The sequence below is a fragment of the Desertivirga arenae genome, from assembly GCF_017355785.1.
Taxonomy (GTDB): domain Bacteria; phylum Bacteroidota; class Bacteroidia; order Sphingobacteriales; family Sphingobacteriaceae; genus Desertivirga; species Desertivirga arenae.
Genome location: NZ_JAFEWE010000005.1, coordinates 168642 through 186034, shown reverse-complemented (window position 1 = coordinate 186034; position 17393 = coordinate 168642). Strand labels below are relative to the sequence as shown.

The 17393-nt window shown below is 40.0% G+C and carries 13 protein-coding genes and 1 other RNA gene; 9 read left to right on the top strand and 5 right to left on the bottom strand.

The genetic code is table 11. The annotated features are described in order from the left end of the window. Positions 1 to 17 precede the first annotated feature (17 nt). Positions 18 to 1163 carry a methionine aminotransferase gene (locus J4N24_RS12650; protein WP_207534057.1) on the bottom strand — a complete coding sequence of 382 codons (1146 nt, stop codon included), beginning with the start codon at positions 1161 to 1163 and terminating at the stop codon, positions 18 to 20. A 317-nt stretch (positions 1164 to 1480) separates the two neighbouring features. Between J4N24_RS12650 and J4N24_RS12645 the strand changes: the two genes are divergently transcribed. From J4N24_RS12645 to J4N24_RS12635, 3 genes are read left to right on the top strand one after another with little or no spacing between them, the layout of a single operon-like run. After that, positions 1481 to 2449, top strand: a complete 969-nt coding sequence (locus J4N24_RS12645) for an ABC transporter substrate-binding protein (protein WP_207534056.1) — start codon at positions 1481 to 1483, stop codon at positions 2447 to 2449. Then, positions 2449 to 3318 carry an ABC transporter permease gene (locus J4N24_RS12640; RefSeq protein WP_207534055.1) on the top strand — a complete coding sequence of 290 codons (870 nt, stop codon included), beginning with the start codon at positions 2449 to 2451 and terminating at the stop codon, positions 3316 to 3318. The genes J4N24_RS12645 and J4N24_RS12640 overlap by 1 nt, the downstream gene beginning before the upstream one ends. Next, positions 3315 to 4064 carry an ABC transporter ATP-binding protein gene (locus J4N24_RS12635; protein WP_207534054.1) on the top strand — a complete coding sequence of 250 codons (750 nt, stop codon included), beginning with the start codon at positions 3315 to 3317 and terminating at the stop codon, positions 4062 to 4064. Before J4N24_RS12640 ends, J4N24_RS12635 begins: the two co-directional genes overlap by 4 nt. Before the next feature lie 58 nt (positions 4065 to 4122). Here J4N24_RS12635 and J4N24_RS12630 read toward each other — a convergent pair whose 3' ends face one another. Next, the gene (locus tag J4N24_RS12630; RefSeq protein WP_207534053.1) at positions 4123 to 4791 is read right to left on the bottom strand and encodes a hypothetical protein; all 669 of its coding nucleotides are present in this window, start codon (positions 4789 to 4791) and stop codon (positions 4123 to 4125) included. Positions 4792 to 4878: 87 nt separating this feature from the next. Here J4N24_RS12630 and J4N24_RS12625 point away from each other — a divergent pair, with 87 nt between their 5' ends. The 5 genes from J4N24_RS12625 to J4N24_RS12605 all read left to right on the top strand — a co-directional run bounded on the left by J4N24_RS12625 (position 4879) and on the right by J4N24_RS12605 (position 13499). Continuing rightward, a complete protein-coding gene (locus tag J4N24_RS12625; protein ID WP_207534052.1) occupies positions 4879 to 5688 on the top strand; it encodes a PorV/PorQ family protein in 810 nt (269 codons plus the stop codon). Next, positions 5678 to 7729, top strand: coding sequence for a ComEA family DNA-binding protein (locus J4N24_RS12620; protein WP_207534051.1), 2052 nt, complete (start codon positions 5678 to 5680; stop codon positions 7727 to 7729). The genes J4N24_RS12625 and J4N24_RS12620 overlap by 11 nt, the downstream gene beginning before the upstream one ends. After that, positions 7726 to 9840, top strand: coding sequence for a ComEC/Rec2 family competence protein (locus J4N24_RS12615; RefSeq protein ID WP_207534050.1), 2115 nt, complete (start codon positions 7726 to 7728; stop codon positions 9838 to 9840). The genes J4N24_RS12620 and J4N24_RS12615 overlap by 4 nt, the downstream gene beginning before the upstream one ends. A 49-nt stretch (positions 9841 to 9889) precedes the next feature. Then, a complete protein-coding gene (locus J4N24_RS12610) occupies positions 9890 to 10960 on the top strand; it encodes a metallophosphoesterase (RefSeq protein WP_207534049.1) in 1071 nt (356 codons plus the stop codon). A gap of 82 nt (positions 10961 to 11042) precedes the next feature. Next, positions 11043 to 13499, top strand: coding sequence for an MG2 domain-containing protein (locus tag J4N24_RS12605; protein WP_207534048.1), 2457 nt, complete (start codon positions 11043 to 11045; stop codon positions 13497 to 13499). A gap of 68 nt (positions 13500 to 13567) precedes the next feature. Here J4N24_RS12605 and J4N24_RS12600 read toward each other — a convergent pair whose 3' ends face one another. The 3 genes from J4N24_RS12600 to J4N24_RS12590 all read right to left on the bottom strand — a co-directional run bounded on the left by J4N24_RS12600 (position 13568) and on the right by J4N24_RS12590 (position 16715). Next, the gene (locus tag J4N24_RS12600) at positions 13568 to 13921 is read right to left on the bottom strand and encodes a hypothetical protein (RefSeq protein WP_207534047.1); all 354 of its coding nucleotides are present in this window, start codon (positions 13919 to 13921) and stop codon (positions 13568 to 13570) included. Between the two features lie 153 nt (positions 13922 to 14074). Then, positions 14075 to 14437: RNase P RNA component class A (gene rnpB, locus J4N24_RS12595), an RNA gene on the bottom strand. 106 nt (positions 14438 to 14543) lie between these two features. Continuing rightward, positions 14544 to 16715, bottom strand: a complete 2172-nt coding sequence (locus J4N24_RS12590; RefSeq protein WP_207534046.1) for a S46 family peptidase — start codon at positions 16713 to 16715, stop codon at positions 14544 to 14546. 117 nt (positions 16716 to 16832) lie between these two features. Here J4N24_RS12590 and msrC point away from each other — a divergent pair, with 117 nt between their 5' ends. Continuing rightward, complete coding sequence (gene msrC / locus J4N24_RS12585; protein WP_207534045.1) at positions 16833 to 17303, top strand: free L-methionine (R)-S-oxide reductase MsrC; 471 nt, start codon at positions 16833 to 16835, stop codon at positions 17301 to 17303. Positions 17304 to 17393: the final 90 nt, after the last annotated feature.

The following is a 17393-nucleotide window of genomic DNA, read 5'->3' as shown; positions in this document are numbered from 1 at the left end:
GCTTAATTTATACTAATTTAAACTTTAGTTAATAGATTGACAGCCTTTTCTAAAGTTTCTTCTTTTTTTGCGAAACAAAAGCGGATAACGCCGTAATCAGTTCCTTTATTATAAAAGGCAGAGGTTGGAATGGCTGCCACTCCGAATTCCGTTGTCAGTCTTTTGACAAAGTCAGTGTCTTTTTCCTCCGTTAAATGCCTTATTTCTGCATTTTGAAAATAAGAGCCATAGCAGGGTAAAAGGTTAAAACGCGTTGCGCTCATCATTGACCTGAAATAATCCCTCTTTGATTGAAAGTAGCTGCTTAGCTCGTGGTAATATCCCTTGTTCGACAGAAAGTCCGCGATAGCGTATTGCATAGGAGTATTAACGCTGAAAACAAGGAACTGATGTACTTTCTTAAATTCGTTCATCAATTCTTTGGGTGCCAAACAATAGCCGATCTTCCAGCCTGTAGTATGAAATAGTTTCCCGAAAGAACAGGTAATAAAACTGCGTTCACTAAGTTCAGGGAAGCGGGCCATGCTTAAGTGCTCTTTCCCGTCATAAATGAGGTGCTCGTAAACCTCATCGCTAAGAATTAGTATATCTGTACCACGGGTTATAGCTATAAGTTGTTTGATATCCTCCTCGTCCAGAATTACGCCGGTAGGATTCTGAGGAGAATTCAGGATAATCATCTTTGTTCTGGAGGAAATAAGTTTCCTTACCATTTGCCAATCGATCTTATAGTCTGGTGGCGATAATTCAAATGGTTTTACCAATCCTCCAAAAAGCTTAACTGTAGGAGCGTATGAATCGTAAGCAGGTTCGAAAACGATAACTTCGTCACCTGCTTGTACGGTAGCAGCAATAGCAGTGAAAATTGCTTGTGTTCCTCCGGCTGTAATAGTAATCTCAGTTTCAGGATCATAATAGGTGCCATAGAGATCTTGAACCTTTTCACATACACGTTCCCGAAGCAGCGGAACCCCGGCCATAGGGGCGTACTGGTTCTTACCTTGTTCCATGTATTTGCTCACCAAACCCGTCAATTCCGCAGGGGCATCGTAGTCAGGGAAACCCTGCGATAAATTAATTGCATTATGGTCGGCGGCCAGCTTAGACATTACCGTGAATATCGTAGTTGCTGTTTTAGGTAGCTTTGACTTAAAATGAATCATCGAGGCTAAATTATGAATAAACTTTGGTTGGAGGAGAGAGGATTGATTGAATGGGCGATTGATAGAATGAGAGAGGGATAAAATGATAGAGTGAGAGAATGAGTGATTGATAGGATGAGAGAGTGAGTGATTGATAGGATGAGAGAATGATAGAGTGAGAGAATGAAAGAGTGATAGGATGAGAGAATGAGTAATTGATAGAATGATAGAATGATAGAATGATAGAATGATAGAGTGATAGGATGATAGAATGATTGAATAATGTAAGGATTGACAGGAGGATAGGGATCGCAAAACTATTTTGATAAATTAGCAACATGAATTGGAAGCGCTTTACTTATATAACTGCATTTGTTTTTCTTATCGGAGCTTGTAAATCAAACAATAAACCGGTTCCCACAGTCGGATTTGTGGATGCATTTGAAGATGCAACGATAGCACAGGCAAAAGATGGTTTTGTAGATGCATTAAAAGAAGGAGGCTATAGTGAGGAGAAAAACACCATCAAGGTTCTTTATAAAAACGCTCAGGGAGATATTCCTGCACTAACTCAGATCGTTAACTATTATCTTTCGGAGAAGGTGGATTTGATGGCTACAAGTACAACATTATCTACCTTAACTGCCCTGCAAAGAACGCAGACAGTCCCGGTATTCATGATGGTATCACCTGTGCCAGAAAGAATGAAAATATTAGATGCGGCAGGTAAACCCCCAGTTAATCTTTATGGGGTAGCTGAAGAACTTGCTTATATCGATACTTCTTTTACCCTTATTCCTAAAATGTTAAAGCCTAAAGGGGCAAAACTTATTGTTGGAATGATCTACAATCAGGCCGAACCTCAGTCTGCCGATGCGCTGGAGCGGATAAGATCTTTAGCTCGTCAAAATAATATTCAGATAGAAGCCTTACCTCTCAACACCACTGCCGAAGCTCAGATTGTTACTCAATCTCTTCTTAATAAAAATATTGATGCCTTTTTTGCCAATCCCGATAATACAGTCTTTGCTGCATTTGAAACAATACTAAAAAACTGTAATCAACAAAATATCCCGATTTTTACTAGTGAGGCAGGACTTGTGAAAAGAGGCGCTGTTGCAGCTTTTGGTGCCGATATTTACCAGTGGGGACATCAGGCTGGTGAGCAGGCGGTCAAGTATTTAAAGTCAGGAAAAACAGAGGGATTAAGATGGGAGATGGTCAAAGTTCGTAAAAGAGTGTATAATCCTGAAGCTGTTAAAAAGTATAATATTTCTATTCCAGAGGGTTTCGAAGCAGTTAAATAATGGATTTTTACCTAACAGCTATTTTACAGGGTCTTTGCTTTTCTGGAATTGCTCTTGGCATTTATATTTCCATGAAAATTTTTAATATCCCTGATATAACTACTGATGGAAGTTACACTTTAGGAGGAGCTGTCTCGGCAGTTTTATTGTCTTCTGGATACTCTCCGCTTTTTGTTTTACTCATAGCAATGTTAGCAGGAGCTTTTGCAGGTGCTTGCACAGGCCTTATTCATACTAAGCTTAAAGTTAATCCTCTGCTTTCCGGTATCCTGGTTATGACTGCGCTATATTCCGTTAACCTTAGTTTGATGGGCAGATCCAATATCCCTTTGCTTAACTTTGCAAACCTTTATACTCTGCTCCGTATTTTTGATAACTCCAACCTCAATACACTTCTTATACTTCTACTTTGTGTTCTATCCCTAGTCATTATAATTTCTTATATTTTAAGTACTGATTTTGGAATTACTATGCGTGCAACTGGTAATAGTGAAACTATGATCCGCTCGATGGGAGTGGATACAGATCGAATGAAAGTAATAGGATTAGCTTTGGCGAACGCACTAACAGCCACTAGCGGTTATCTCCTAACGCAATTCCAGGGATTTGCAGATATCAACATGGGGATCGGGATCGTAATAGCTGGTTTGGGTTCTGTAATTATTGCAGAAGTGTTTATAAGCAGGCTCAGCATTACTTCTGTAAGTACAAGCTTAATATTGGTTATAATAGGCGCTATAATTTTTCAGTCAGTTCTAGCGCTAACCTTAAGTATGGGTATAGATGCAAGTCTACTCAAGTTAATAACCGCAGTGTTTGTGTTACTTATTGTCAGCCTCCCGAAATTATTATTTAAGAAGGCTTTATGATTAAGATATCAGCTTTAAATAAAACCTATAACGAGGGTAGGCTTAATGAGGTACGTAGCATTCAGAATTTGAATCTTTCTATTGCCGCAAATGATTTTGTAGTGATTGTGGGTGCTAATGGTTCAGGGAAGTCAACTCTTTTAAATTGTATTGCTGGTAGTGTATTGCCCAGCTCTGGTTCAATAATTATTGACGGGACAGATGTAAGCAGATTGCCCGATTATAAAAGAAGCAGGTGGATTGCAAGGGTGTTTCAAAATCCTCTGAGTGGCACCGCACCAGACTTAAGTATCCTCGAGAATTTTCGCCTGGCTGCACTGAGAACACGATCTAAAAGCCTGACCATTGGAACCACGGAAGCTTTCAAGAACCAGGTAGAAGAAAAAGTAGCATTGTTAGGAATGGGCCTGGAAGCAAAATTAGAACAGCCTATCGGAACTTTATCCGGCGGACAGCGCCAGGCCTTAACATTGCTTATGGCAGTGATGGATGAGTTGAAGATCCTGCTTCTTGATGAGCCTACAGCAGCTCTTGACCCTCGCTCGGCAGATCTGGTGATGAAAACAGCTGATAAGATTATAAAAGAGTATGGCCTTACGGCTGTAATGGTAACTCACAATATAAAAGATGCTTACACTTACGGAAATCGTGTGGTACAAATGAGTGAAGGTTCGGTGTTAAGAGATATTGAACAGGAAGAAAAAAAAGGTTTAGATGTAGCCACAATTTATGAGTGGTTCGGCTAGAGGTCAGGTGAAGAAAAGTAAAAAAGCTTTTGTGAAGCTTTTTTACTTTTGTCCTAAATTAACGTTTGCCACCACCCATCATTGCGACAAGCTGAGCAAAAGTGATTTCTTCATAATCTTTAGTCGCCGAAAAAATTCCCGCAGGTACTTTACCTTCCTTAATTTCTTTAACGGTTGCTTTTACACCCATACCACTCTGAAAGCTTTGGAACTCTAAAGGAAATCCAAATGCCTTGTCGAAGAATTGTGTTAAAGAATTAGCACTAACATCAACATCTTTGGTGAACCAGCTGTCAAAAGTTTTTCCGCTTTTCTTTTCGCTGATCGTGTATTTTTGAGCATTGTACCCATTTACCGTTTTCGTTTCTGTGGTTGGGCTTACTTTGAACTCGGGTCCGAATTCTTTCATCTGCTCAACATCATCCGGTGTCAGTATCACAGAGAACTTTTTATTCCTCATAGGAACGTCTATCAATAGACGTTGATACTCCGTTTTAGGGTTTAAAATATTATTCGTGTTCGAAAATGAGGATTTTGATACGGTTGCCGTCGAATCCCCTTTAAAGTATACCGTCAGTTCAGTAGGGAACATAGCAGCCATTTGCTGCATTTGAGGAGCTGGTTGCCATTCAACTTTATAGGTTATGGTGCCTTCCGAAAATTTTTTCTGTGCAAAGGAGCCAGTGGAGATCAAACCAAGAACAACTCCAAGAATAAGTTTCTTCATAATATTTTTAACGCTTAGACAGCTTTTTTTTCTAAATGTAACGCGTTTTTTTAAAAAAAATTTACTTTAGTTTTCCAAACCTTTAATATGCCTTCAAACCTAACAATTAGAACTTGCCTGTTTGTTCTTATCGTTTTTAACGTTCATGGACAGGAAGTTACTTCTGGAGCCAGAATAAGCTCTCTTGGAAATACCGGCGTTGCTTTACAAGATGCCTGGAGCATGCAAAGCAATCAGGCAGGGATAGCTGCGCTCAAAGATCCCTTAGTGGCTATTAGTTATCAGAACACCTTTCTTGAAACCGACATTGCTACGCAAGGGGCTGTATTTGTTTGTCCATTCAAAAATGATGCTATAGGGCTCGGTCTTCAGAACTATGGTATTTCTGCTTATTCTGAGCAAAAAATAAGCTTGGCTTACGCTAAAGGTTTTGGGAAAACAGTTTTTGCAGCCTTGTGTCTTAATGCACACCAGGTAAAAATAATTCAGTATGGCACAGCAAGGACTTACTCTTTTGAAGCCGGGATTCAATTTAAACCTTCACCTAAAATACTTATCGGGTCTCATATCTCCAACCCTGCCAGGAACAGTTATAACAGCGAAGTTGACGCACGAATACCAACAGTCCTTGAGATAGGAGCGGCTTATGAAATATCGGACCGGGTGATTTTCAATAGCGGTTTGGTTAAAGATCTGGACTGGATGACTGACGCAAGGTTTGGCTTAGAGTATAATGCGATACAGTGGCTTTCTTTCAGAGGTGGTATAAGCCTTAATCCTTTCAGACAGTATGCGGGACTGGGGTGCAAGTGGCAGAAATTACATTTGGATGGCGGAGCATCATCTCATCCAACTCTTGGTTACTCACCTCAAGTATCCATGTCTTATGAGTTTTAAGAGCATATTACTTCTTGGCTTGCTGATTGTCCCTCTGCGTCGCTTGGAAGCTCAAACAGAACAAGATCCCATCATTGAATCAATCGTCGAATCTGTAATGGAAACAGCTGCGCCTGATTTTGATTTTTCGGAATTAATAGAACGTTTACAATTTTACAGGCAAAACCCCCTGGATATAAATAATGCTAGCGAAGAAAGCCTGCTTGAGCTGGTTTTCCTTTCTCCCCTTCAAATCCACCAACTTTTAAAATACAGAAAGGAGAATGGTGATCTACTGGAATTGTATGAGTTGCAAGCAGTAGATGGTTTTGATTTAGGAACTATTCGCATGTTATTACCTTTCATCACGCTTAAACCGGGTGGACCCTTAGGCAAATTAACCTTTAGAAATTTACTCCGTCAAGGCCAACATGAGCTCATTTTTCTAACGGGACAGGTTGTAGAAAAACAAGATGGTTTTCAGAATGAGGATGAGACCCGATCTCACTATTTAGGCTCACCTCAGCGTATTTTAACCAAATATAAGTATAGCTATAAGAATAGTCTGAATCTATTCTTAACGATGGAAAAAGATGCAGGGGAAGCCTTGTCGTCAAAGTACCCGATCCCTGGATTTGATTTTTACTCCCTAAGTCTTTTTTACAAGGGGGATAGAGTAATTAAAAAAGTGGCAATAGGAGATTACTCTTTGCAGTTTGGTCAGGGATTGTGTTTATGGTCTGGCCTAAGCTTTGGAAAAGGTGCAGCAATTTCTACAATTCCAAAACCGGAAATAGGACTTAAGCCTTACTCTTCAACCAATGAAGCGTTGTTTTTCAGAGGCATTGCTACTACCCTAAAGTTTCGAAGGATTGAGGTAACACCGTTTATATCATCACGAAAACTTGACGCGAGTCTTAATCAGAATGATGAAACGAGTGAAACCGAGATCGGTGCTATTAACCAAAGTGGATTACACAGAACTAAGGCTGAGATAAAAAACAGAAATAGTATTGCCCAGAATGTTTACGGTTTCAATACTCAATACACCTCAAACTCGTTGCGAGTAGGCCTGAATACTTTTCACACAAGGTTCAACAGATCTTTCGAAAGTGATGACGCGATGTACAATATTAATGAGTTTACTGGAAGTAAGTTGTTTAATATAAGTGCTTTTTATAACTATGGTTGGCGCAATTTATTTTTATTTGGTGAGGGTGCACATAGCTTGAAATACGGATACGCTTTTTTAAATGGAGCTGTAGTCAGTATGAGCCCGAAGGTAGCTGCTGTACTTTTTCACCGGACATATCAGCCTGATTACCATTCCTTTTTTAACCAGGCAATTTCAGAAGCATCGGAAGCTGTCAATGAAAAAGGTTTTTATTCCGGCGTAGTCTTCACTCCAACACGTAAGTTCGAGTTATGTTCTTACGTCGATTTCTTCCGGTTCCCCTGGCTCAGATTTAAAGCGGACGCTCCTTCTACTGGTTATGAACTTCTCTCACAATTCAGCTATACTCCGAATAAGAGGTTGAAGACTACATTGCGATATAAATATGAATGCAAGCAGGAGAACGACAACCTGGAAAATACCTTGAATTATCTGGAAGTAGAGGTCCGACAAAATTACCGTCTGGAGTTTAGCTATAAGTTAAACACCTCCCTTCAGCTGAGAAACAGAGCCGAAGTTACAAGTTTTAAGAAAGGAGAAGCTGATAAAGAACTTGGTTTTCTACTTTTTCAGGATGTTATCTACAGTCCGATGAGATCAAAGGTAGCAGGTAACCTAAGGCTTGCCCTATTTGATACTCAGAGTTTTAATTCCAGAATTTATGCTTACGAAAATGATGTCTTGTATGGTTTTTCTGCACCTGATTATCAGAATCAGGGATTGAGATTTTATACTAACTTGAGGTACAAGATACTAAGGAACCTAGACCTCTGGCTTCGGTATTCGATCACTAGTTATTCAAATGTAGATGAAGTAGGATCAGGTTTGGATAAAATATCGGGAAACAGTAAATCCGATTTCAAAGTACAAATAAGAGCACGGTTTTGAAAAATGTAATTTATAAAGGAGAACTTGTATTTGTCAGGGTACTCACTCCTGTAATTGGCGCTATCATAACTGCGTTACTTTTTCCGAATCTGCTCCTGTTGAGCATAGCTATAAAGGGTTCTTTAGTTTCCCTTGCAACTCTTATCATTCTCTGGTATCTCTACAAAGCACTCGATATTTATTTCTATAGATGGCTGCCTGGCTGCGTGCTTCATATATTCTTATTTAGCCTGGGGCTCTCTATCACATTATCTGAAATTGATTCAATACAGCCGGACTATTATGCTAAAATCCGAGGACAAGCCTTTATGATAAGGGTAAAGTCGGAACCTCGTCTGGCAAATGGCCTGCTTCGGTTCGAATCCCAGGTTTTGAAGGTATTCAATGAAACGGGCGCTAAGACATCGAGAGGGAAATTACTTGTTTCCATAAGGACCGATGGGAAAAGCAATCCTAAGTATGGGGACGACCTGATCATTCCGAATAAGTTAGCTGAAATAGATCCGCCGTATAATCCCTTTGAATTCGACTACAAAAGCTATCTCAAAAACCAGGGTTTAGAGAAACAGGTCTTTTTAAACGTTGCTCAGTACAGGGTTATTGGAAGTAATAAAGGAAATGGTTTTGTCTCCTCAGCATTGAGGCTAAGAAAAAAGTTAGTTGCAGGGTTTTCAGAATATATTAAAGATAAGGAAGCTGCAGCTTTAGCATCCACCTTAGTATTAGGATATAGGGCAGAGTTAAGTGCAGAGATCATAACAGCTTATTCTAAAACAGGTACCATGCATGTATTATCAGTTTCTGGAATGCATGTGCTTCTTGTATTTTCAATATTAACGGTACTTCTGTCGTTCCTGGATAAGAACGTTTGGTTACGGGTGCTTAAGGTTATGTTAATCATAAGTGCGGTTTGGTTCTATGCTATGTTAACGGGATTCTCTTCTGCAGTTTGCCGGGCTGCAGTTATGTGTACCATTTATGTAATTGGAAAAACGTTTAACAGAAGGACAAATTCTTACAATACTCTCGCGGCTTCTGCACTCTTACTCTTATTATATAACCCCTTTTTTCTTCTTGATGCCGGGTTTCAATTATCGTACCTTGCTGTTGCTGGTCTTGTCTATTTATATCCCAAAATACGGCACCTGTTTTTCTTTAAAAATAGAATCATCGACACTATATGGACTGGTGCAGCGGTTTCTATCGCAGCGCAAGTGGCCACATTACCCTTAAGTCTATACTACTTTCATCAGTTCCCCTTGTACTTTCTTATAGCCAACCTCCTTATTACTGTCCCAATACAAGTGGTGATGTATATAGGGATCGGGTTTTTGATCTTGTTCTCCTTTAAGGCATCCATTCCTATTAGTATTCTTGAAGTAGTTGGATGGTTCTTAAAACTTTGTATTGAATGCATTGACAGTGGATTGATCTATATTGGAAAACTGTCTTTTTCCAGCCTGAGCTTTTATCCATACGGTGCTGCGTACTACTTCGCCTTTTTTATTTTTACCCTATTACTAATGATCTCCATTCAGTTTAAAAATAAAAAGACGCTGTTTTTATCCTTGCTAGCATTTGCTTTTATTTCAATCTATACCTCTTTTGAGCAGGTGAAACGAAATAACAGGGAGGAGGTGATCATTTATAGCTTAAGGAAAAATCGGGCTATTGCTTTTTTTCGTGGCGACGAGTGCCTATTATATACTGACCTTCAGCCTCATCAAAAAAACTATTCCTTTTCAATTCAACCTTCCCTTAGCGCATTTGCCTCTCATGTTAAAATTGTGAACTCTACTGTAACTCCAGACAGCATCAATCCCTGCAATTATTTTTTTTCCTTCAGAAACTGGCGCCTGATGATCTGGGATAACCGTTGGAATAGAAAACATTTTAATAAAAGCATAAAGGTTAACACTCTTTTATTGACCAATAATGTTAAAATTGATTTGAGGAAGTTGATGGATGAAATCCAGTTTTCCTTACTGCTAATTGATGCTACAAACAGGGAGTATCGAATAAAGCAATGGGTAGAGCAAGCTCAAAAACTTGGAATTAAGTATTATGTTTTAAAGCATCATCCTGCATTCAGGATTGTCATCAAATCTTAAACCAACCATTAAAACCAACAATCTTCCTTTTTCTGTTGTTAAAAGCCATATGTCCCTAATAGCTCAGTCAAACCATTCCTTTGAAGTATATTTAATTGGCGATACCGGTGATATCCATCCTACAAAGCCCGATCCTGTTCTTCAAACGCTGTGCGCCCATTTTAATCCAGACCAACCATCCGCTGTTGTCTTTCTGGGTGATAATATCTATCCGAGAGGAATGCCGCCGAAAGGAACTTTATTAAGGCGAAATGCTGAAAATACCATGAAGATGCATTTTGAAGCTTTGAAAGATTATCATGGTAAGGTGGTTTTTATAGCGGGTAATCATGACTGGAACAAGGGAAGGAAGGATGGCTACGATTACATTGTCCGTCAGGAAAAATACATACAGAAGCTTTTTGAAGGGCGCAATGTGTTTCTTCCTTCTAACGGTTGTCCCGGACCTGTAGAAATGGACATTAATCCACGTTTAACAATCGTTGCGCTGGATACTCAATGGTGGCTCCAGAAGGGATTAAGGCCGATTGGAAAACAGTACGGGTGCAGGGTTTCTACAGAGGAAGAGTTCTTTGAGCATTTGATAGAGATTCTTGATAGGAATAAGCGCGAGAATAAGCACTTACTGGTAGTAGGGCACCATCCCGTCTACAGTTATGCCATTCACGGGGGAAAGTTTCAGCTTAAGCATCATATATTTCCTCTAACTATTTACGACAAGAACGCCTGGCTTCCATTACCCGGCATCGGATCGCTGCTTCCATTATACCGGAAGTTTTTAGGGGCGCGGGAAGATATGGCTCACCCCCGATACAGGCGCTTGAGAAAAAAACTTAAAGAGATCTTATCTCAATATCCCGACCTGATCTATGCCGCAGGCCATGAACATAATCTGCAATATATCTGCAAAAATCACAACCATTTTATTGTAAGCGGATCAGGCTCGAAAGTGAAATATGTTGTGCAAGACGGAAAATATCTTCGTTTTGGAGAGAAGGTTAAAGGTTTTTTCAAACTTCGATATGATCCTGATGGTGCCGTCTATTTATCTGCCTGGGCGGTTGACATGAGCAGGAAGCTCGACAAAGGAAGAGTAGTGTTTGAAGAACAGATCATCTAGATTAAAAGATTTTGAAGGTTCAATAGCATAGTATAGGAATTCTCGTGCTAAGCTATAACTTAGCTTAAATTTTCAACCAATTATGAGAAGACCTAAACTCCTTTGCTGGGTTATGTTAATTGTGGCTATGGCAACTATAACGCCGTCCTACCCTCAGGATAATTCGAAAGTGAGAGTCTTCTTTGAGAAAGTTTATTTGCATACAGACCGTGACCTCTATTTTAGCGGAGAAGATATTTGGTATAAAGCTTATCTCCTGAATGGACAGGTAAATCAACTCCTCAATACCAGTAACAATTTGTATGTTGAACTTATTACTCCTGACGCCGCAATTGTTGACCGCAAAGTGATCCGACTAGAAGAGGGGCTAGGCTACGGCGATATCCGTTTAAGTGACTCCATTAGTGCAGGAACCTACCGCCTTAGGGCCTACACCAACTGGATGAAGAATTTCGGAGATAATTTTGTTTTTGAAAAAAGGATCGAAGTAAGCAATGATCATGCTAAACTCCCTAAAGGTGGTCGAGTTGCACCGGCTAAAAGTTTTGTTGCAATAAATGATACCGGGCAAAAAAACATTCTTCGATTTTTTCCCGAAGGAGGGAGTATGCTTGAAGGTGTAGCCGGGATAGTGGCTTTTAAGACAGAGGCAAGTAATGGCAGGGGCGGCAAAGTAAGGGCTGTTGTCATTTCAAACACTGGAGATACCATTACCAGTTTGGAAAGTAATGATCAAGGAATAGGTCGGTTTTTATTAAAACCAGAAGCTGGCCTGAAATATTTGGTGAAGGGGGTAATAAATGGTAAAACGGCATTTACTGCAAGTCTTCCGGAAGTTTTACATACAGGTTTTTCCATCAGGACTGTAAATACCGATTCAGCTTTTGTTAAAGTGATTATAAGTACGAATCCCGCCACCCTTGCAGATTACAAAGGACATGAAATGGAGTTAAGGGCAAGGCATGGGGGGATTTCTTATTTTTCAGTAAGATTTCCCATGAATAACCCTCAGGCTATTGCTGAAATTCCAAAGGATAAGTTCCCTGCTGGAATTGCAGCGATTTCTCTCGCGGATGACAAAGGGCGTTCTCACTGTGAACGTTTGGTTTACATTCATTCCAAAAATGCCTTAAAGGTGAATGTAAGTACTACGAAACCTGTTTACCAGTCTAAAGAAAGAGTAGTTGTAACAGTAAAAACAACAGATTTACAGAATAGGCCTGTTAAAGCTAATCTATCTTTAGCTGCAGTTGATGCCGACATTGTCCGGGAGGGAAGAAATAATTTAATGACTTATTATATGCTTGAATCGGAGCTCCGGGGCGAAATAGAAAACCCAAGGCAATATTTCGATCCTGCCAATCGCGATCGGGAAAAGGACCTTGACAACTTGTTGATCACCCAGGGCTGGAGAGATTTTATTTGGAAGCGTATGCGCGATACCTCTATAGTGATCAAGAATAGGAATGAAACTGGATTTACGATATCGGGACGCGTTACTGAGAAGAGTTCAACTAAACCAGTGGTTGGAGCGAATGTCACTTTGTTTGCCAGTGGTTCCAAAGGTGATAAACTTTTTGCTGCAACAACTAATGCAGAAGGGAGATATTATTTTGATAATATCAATTTCGATGGTAACAAAGTAATCAAGCTGGTTTCTACAGACAGTAAGGCAAAGAAAGTAGGGCGTCTTGTAATCGATTCACTATATTCACCACCCTTTGCTATTAACGTTCTACCCGCATACAAAACAGAAAGCGTGCTCTCAATAAAGTTTAAAACTGAAGCAGCTAAAAGAAAGGTTGCCATGGACAAATTTTCTCTTTCTGATACGATTGCCTTGAAGGAGGTAAACGTGAAAGGAAGTAAAACTCTGACTATTTTCGGAGATGTATTGACTTCTTTTGGTTACCCTGATCAAAATTTCGTAATTGGACCCAAAGATTATGATTATAATAGCCTGACACACTATCTTATGACGAATGTGAATGGAGCCCTTAATCCTGAAGATGCTACTGCTGATGGAGTTGAGTTCCTGTCGGATGGAAAAAGGGTAAGGCCAATTTTTATTGTAAATAAGCGCCAAGACCTTTTCGATCGGATGGATTACTATACGCTTCAAATGGATCAAATTGAAAAAATAACAGTCAGGCACATGTTAGGGTCTACAAAAATGGGTCTTGACTCGTTAAGCGGAATGAGCACTGTAAAACCAGGAGCTCACGTTTACCTCATTTACCTTACGCTTAAACCAACTGCCTTTGAAAAAAAGGAGTTCAGTCTTCTCAATACATCAGTTAACGGATATTACCAGCAGAGAATATTTTATAGTCCGGTATACCCTTCTGCGAAATCTTCAACTAAAACAGATCTTAGGACAACTATTTACTGGAATCCGATGGTCAAAACTGACGAGAATGGCTTAGGCACTTTGTATTTTTATAATGCAGACCCTAAAACAAAGATAAGGGTAGAGGTAGAAGGCGTTTCAGAGAATGGTGTACCTGGAGTCGGAAGTGCTACTTACGAAGTGAAGTGATACAAGAGAGGATGATCCTTAGGATAATCCTCTCTTGTTTATTATATAACGCGAATTATTATTGGCCGTTAAAAAAGTATGGTGAAGGAAACCATTAACACATGAAGGATTAAGCTGAACCAAAATGCTCCAATGTTCACTCTAATTCCCATACCACCCATGTTTGATACAATACAAGCGAAAAAGGAGATCATACTTATAGTTAGGAAAGGAATTACCGGACCGTTATACGAATAGACAAGAAGGAATGTAAGGGGTAAAGCCAAGCCTCCGATAACCATTAGCGTTAGAAGCCACCACACCATTTGATAGGGTTTCTGCCTGTCTGCAAATGCATTGAATTTTTCTAATAAATTAAGTTCTAAAGCTTGCTCTCTTACAACTTCTAACTCTGTTTTTGAATTTAATTTATGTGTTATCATGTCTCTGTGTTTTGTTATTACAAAGATCCCGATAATGCTCAAGGTAGGGAATGAGCAAGGTCACACATAAAAAAGATGTAAGTCAATAAGTGCAGGAATAATTCAAATAAAAAGAGGCTTTTCTTTCGAGAAGCCTCTTTCTATTTGAATTTTAAAATTTACAGGCCTGTAAGCCGGGTTCTGTTCCGACGGATCGGATTCTATCATTTATCTAGACCGGCAATTGCTCACCGGCTCAAACGACCTACCCACCAGCTTGGACGGGCAGCCCTTAGCGCTGGCTTATTTGGTCTTTCAACTCCTGGGGTTTACCGCAATGCATGTTGCCATACAAGGCCGTGAGCTCTTACCTCGCGTTTTCACCCTTACCCTGATAAATCAAGGCGGTATATTCTCTGTGGCACTTTCCGTAATACAGTCAAGCTGTATCCCTTCCCGTTAGGAAGCAGGATGCCCTTTGTTGCCCGGACTTTCCTCTTTTCGCCCAAGGCGAACAGCGATAGAACGGCCTGTGGGAGCAAAAGTAATATTATTATTGGGGATTACACTAATTGGCTTTGATTACACCGATTGATTATGATCACAACAATGAACTCGTTAATTATGCAAGCTCGTAATTCTACTAGATTCCCATTTCCTTCAGGAGAAAATTTGCCTTATCTACTTTTGAGGCGATCCAAAGAACATATCGTATGTCTACCCCAATTGATCTGCTATAGCTTTCGTTCCAGGCAAAATCGTTAATGGTTGCCTCGTATGCCCTGTCGAAATTTACTCCGATCAATTCTCCATAGGAATTTAATACAGGTGAGCCTGAATTCCCTCCAGTGGTATCAAGATTATATAAAAAAGCTACAGGAACATCATTCAGTTCATTTTTAATGAAAGGGCCAAAGTCTTTTGCCTGCCATAGATCCCGTACAATAGAAGGATAATTAAATTCAGGATTATCAGTACTTCCTTTCTCAATAATGCCTTTAACAGAGGTGAAAGGTTTCATGTAGGTGGCATCAGAAGGAGAGTATCCCCGTACATACCCATAAGTAAGGCGTAGCGTACTATTTGCATCTGGTATATAGTTCTGTGGTTTGAACTGTTCTTTTACCGCCAGGTAATCGCCCATCAGCTTGTTTAATCTTCCTTCCCGTTTGTCGCTTTCCTGCTTCATAGACGCTATTTGGATGCTCAGTTCTTTCTCAAAGTTCAATAATGGATCATTGTATGAGCTGATTGTGCTGGTAGATTTAATCAATGTGTTCATTACATAGTCCCGGTCCTTTAAACGAGTATAGGCTAAAAGATTGTCGGTAAAGTCGCGGATTTGCTTCTGCGGGTCGAAACTTTTAGAAACTTGCTTATCCACTGCCGTTATCCGTTGTTTTTTTGGTAATTGGTTTGCATCCGTTAGCATTTTTATGAAGATGTTCTTATCTGCATCAGGATCATAGCCTTCGTACATCTGCCGTATGTTGTTTTGAAGTCTTGGAAAGTTGTTGGTGTAAAACTTTTCCCGCTCAGAAACAGGTTGAAGTAACATGGCATTTCTAAATCCATTGATCTGCCCTGCTATATTTAAAAGACTCGTGCTGGTATAGATTTGCGATAGCCACAAGTCTCTGCTTGCCTCGCTATAGATTTCCTGATAGAGATTGTTTATTTCCGACATCAGATTTCCATATCTGTCCTTTAAATCCTTGCTGGAATTGATATAAGCCGACAAGGCTTCGTCCTCTTTTCGCTTTTCTTCTACCAGACTTAGTCCTCGTAGTCCCTTTAGCTTTCCGCGATAGTTTTTAAATACGTTAGCATTGCGCTTTATACGTGTGGAAAGACGTATTTCTGTAGCTTTATCTTTTTTACCTGCTTCTTCCAATGCCTTATTTTGGAACTCATACAAGTGGGAAACATAGGGAAGAAGGTAATCCTGCTGGTACTTCAGGTACTGCCATGGGCGATTCCTGAATGTTCTTCCCGGGTACCCAAGAATAAAAATGAAGTCTTCTTCATTAACGCCCTTCGCATTCACTTTCAGGAATTTTTTAGGCTTGTAAGGCACATTGCCTTTGGAATATTTGGCAGAACTACCATCGGCAGCAACGTAAGCACGCATAAAAGAGAAATCACCAGTGTGACGTGGCCAAACCCAGTTGTCAGTTTCTCCGCCGAATTCGCCGATGTTTCTGCTAGGAACGTAAACCAGTCTCACATCCTGCAATAGCTTGTAGCGAAAGAGTACGTAAGTTTTTCCTATGAACATTTCGGAAACTTCCGCCTGAATCGTCTTGTCTGCTGCCTCAGCTTCCGCTACTATAGCTTTGATCTTTTCTTTGATCAGGGTGATGCGGGCAGCAGGATCAGTAACATTAGCAACTGCATTTAAAATTTTATCAGAAACGTCTTCATAACTCTCAGTAATGCGGCAAGTAAGATCTTTTGCGGGAATTTCCTGCTCCCGCTTATGTGCAACAAAGCCGTTGTTTAAATAGTCTTTCTCTGGTGTACTGGCTTGCTGTACAGCACTGAAAGCACAGTGATGATTGGTGATGATGAGCCCTTCATCTGAAATAAAAGAACCTGTGCAACCACCTACATTTACCAGAGCATCAATGAGACTGGTACTATCAGGATTATAAATTTCGTTCTGTTCGATCTTTAAGCCAGCTTTCTTTAAGTCGAGCTTGCTGATTTCACTTAGGGGAAACATGCCCTCGTCAAAGCGCTTGTAATAGCGGAAGGAAAGCAGGAGGACAGAAATGCTGCAAAGAGCGATGAGAGGAATTCTTAATATTTTCATATATGCTAATGTGTGTTATTACAAATTTAGGAACTTGCTTGTGTTACTAATTACATTTTTTAGGTCATTTATTTCATTGCGCATATAGAGATAACTGAAAGGTACCTAATTTTGGATATGGCAGAAGATCTTAAAATTTTTAATGGAACTAAGGAAGAACAATATCAATCCCTTCTTCCTCAGGTTCGCGCATTGATTGGTGGCGAAGAAGACCTTATTGCAAACCTGGCCAATATATCGGCTGCTCTGAAAGAGCAATTCAATTTTCTTTGGGTGGGATTTTATCTTGTAAAAAATGAGCAACTGGTACTGGGACCTTTTCAAGGGCCGGTAGCATGCACGAGAATAGATTTGGGAAAAGGAGTATGCGGATCGGCCTGGCAAGAGCAAAAGACCCTGGTCGTGCCGGATGTAGAGGCTTTTCCAGGTCACATTGCATGTAGTTCTTTATCCCGCTCTGAAATTGTTGTGCCTTTTTTCTGTGAAGGAGAGGTGGCTGGTGTTTTAGATGTAGATAGTAAAGATTTAAATCAGTTTGATGAAGTAGATCAGAAGTATCTGGAGGAGATTATAAGCTGGTTGAACTAAGTATGATTAAAGAGTCAGAAAGTCCTCTTTATCAATCTGTCCGTAAAAGGTTGGGAAACTCTACGGACAGATTGAGCTAAGCTTTACCAT

Coding starts and splice junctions, on each gene's coding strand:
- J4N24_RS12625 (WP_207534052.1), top strand. CDS start 4,879: ATGCCTTCAAACCTAACAATTAGAACTTGCCTGTTTGTTCTTATCGTT.
- J4N24_RS12600 (WP_207534047.1), bottom strand. CDS start 13,921: ATGATAACACATAAATTAAATTCAAAAACAGAGTTAGAAGTTGTAAGA.
- msrC (WP_207534045.1), top strand. CDS start 16,833: ATGGCAGAAGATCTTAAAATTTTTAATGGAACTAAGGAAGAACAATAT.
- J4N24_RS12610 (WP_207534049.1), top strand. CDS start 9,890: ATGTCCCTAATAGCTCAGTCAAACCATTCCTTTGAAGTATATTTAATT.
- J4N24_RS12635 (WP_207534054.1), top strand. CDS start 3,315: ATGATTAAGATATCAGCTTTAAATAAAACCTATAACGAGGGTAGGCTT.
- J4N24_RS12640 (WP_207534055.1), top strand. CDS start 2,449: ATGGATTTTTACCTAACAGCTATTTTACAGGGTCTTTGCTTTTCTGGA.
- J4N24_RS12645 (WP_207534056.1), top strand. CDS start 1,481: ATGAATTGGAAGCGCTTTACTTATATAACTGCATTTGTTTTTCTTATC.
- J4N24_RS12650 (WP_207534057.1), bottom strand. CDS start 1,163: ATGATTCATTTTAAGTCAAAGCTACCTAAAACAGCAACTACGATATTC.
- J4N24_RS12630 (WP_207534053.1), bottom strand. CDS start 4,791: ATGAAGAAACTTATTCTTGGAGTTGTTCTTGGTTTGATCTCCACTGGC.
- J4N24_RS12590 (WP_207534046.1), bottom strand. CDS start 16,715: ATGAAAATATTAAGAATTCCTCTCATCGCTCTTTGCAGCATTTCTGTC.
- J4N24_RS12605 (WP_207534048.1), top strand. CDS start 11,043: ATGAGAAGACCTAAACTCCTTTGCTGGGTTATGTTAATTGTGGCTATG.
- J4N24_RS12620 (WP_207534051.1), top strand. CDS start 5,678: ATGAGTTTTAAGAGCATATTACTTCTTGGCTTGCTGATTGTCCCTCTG.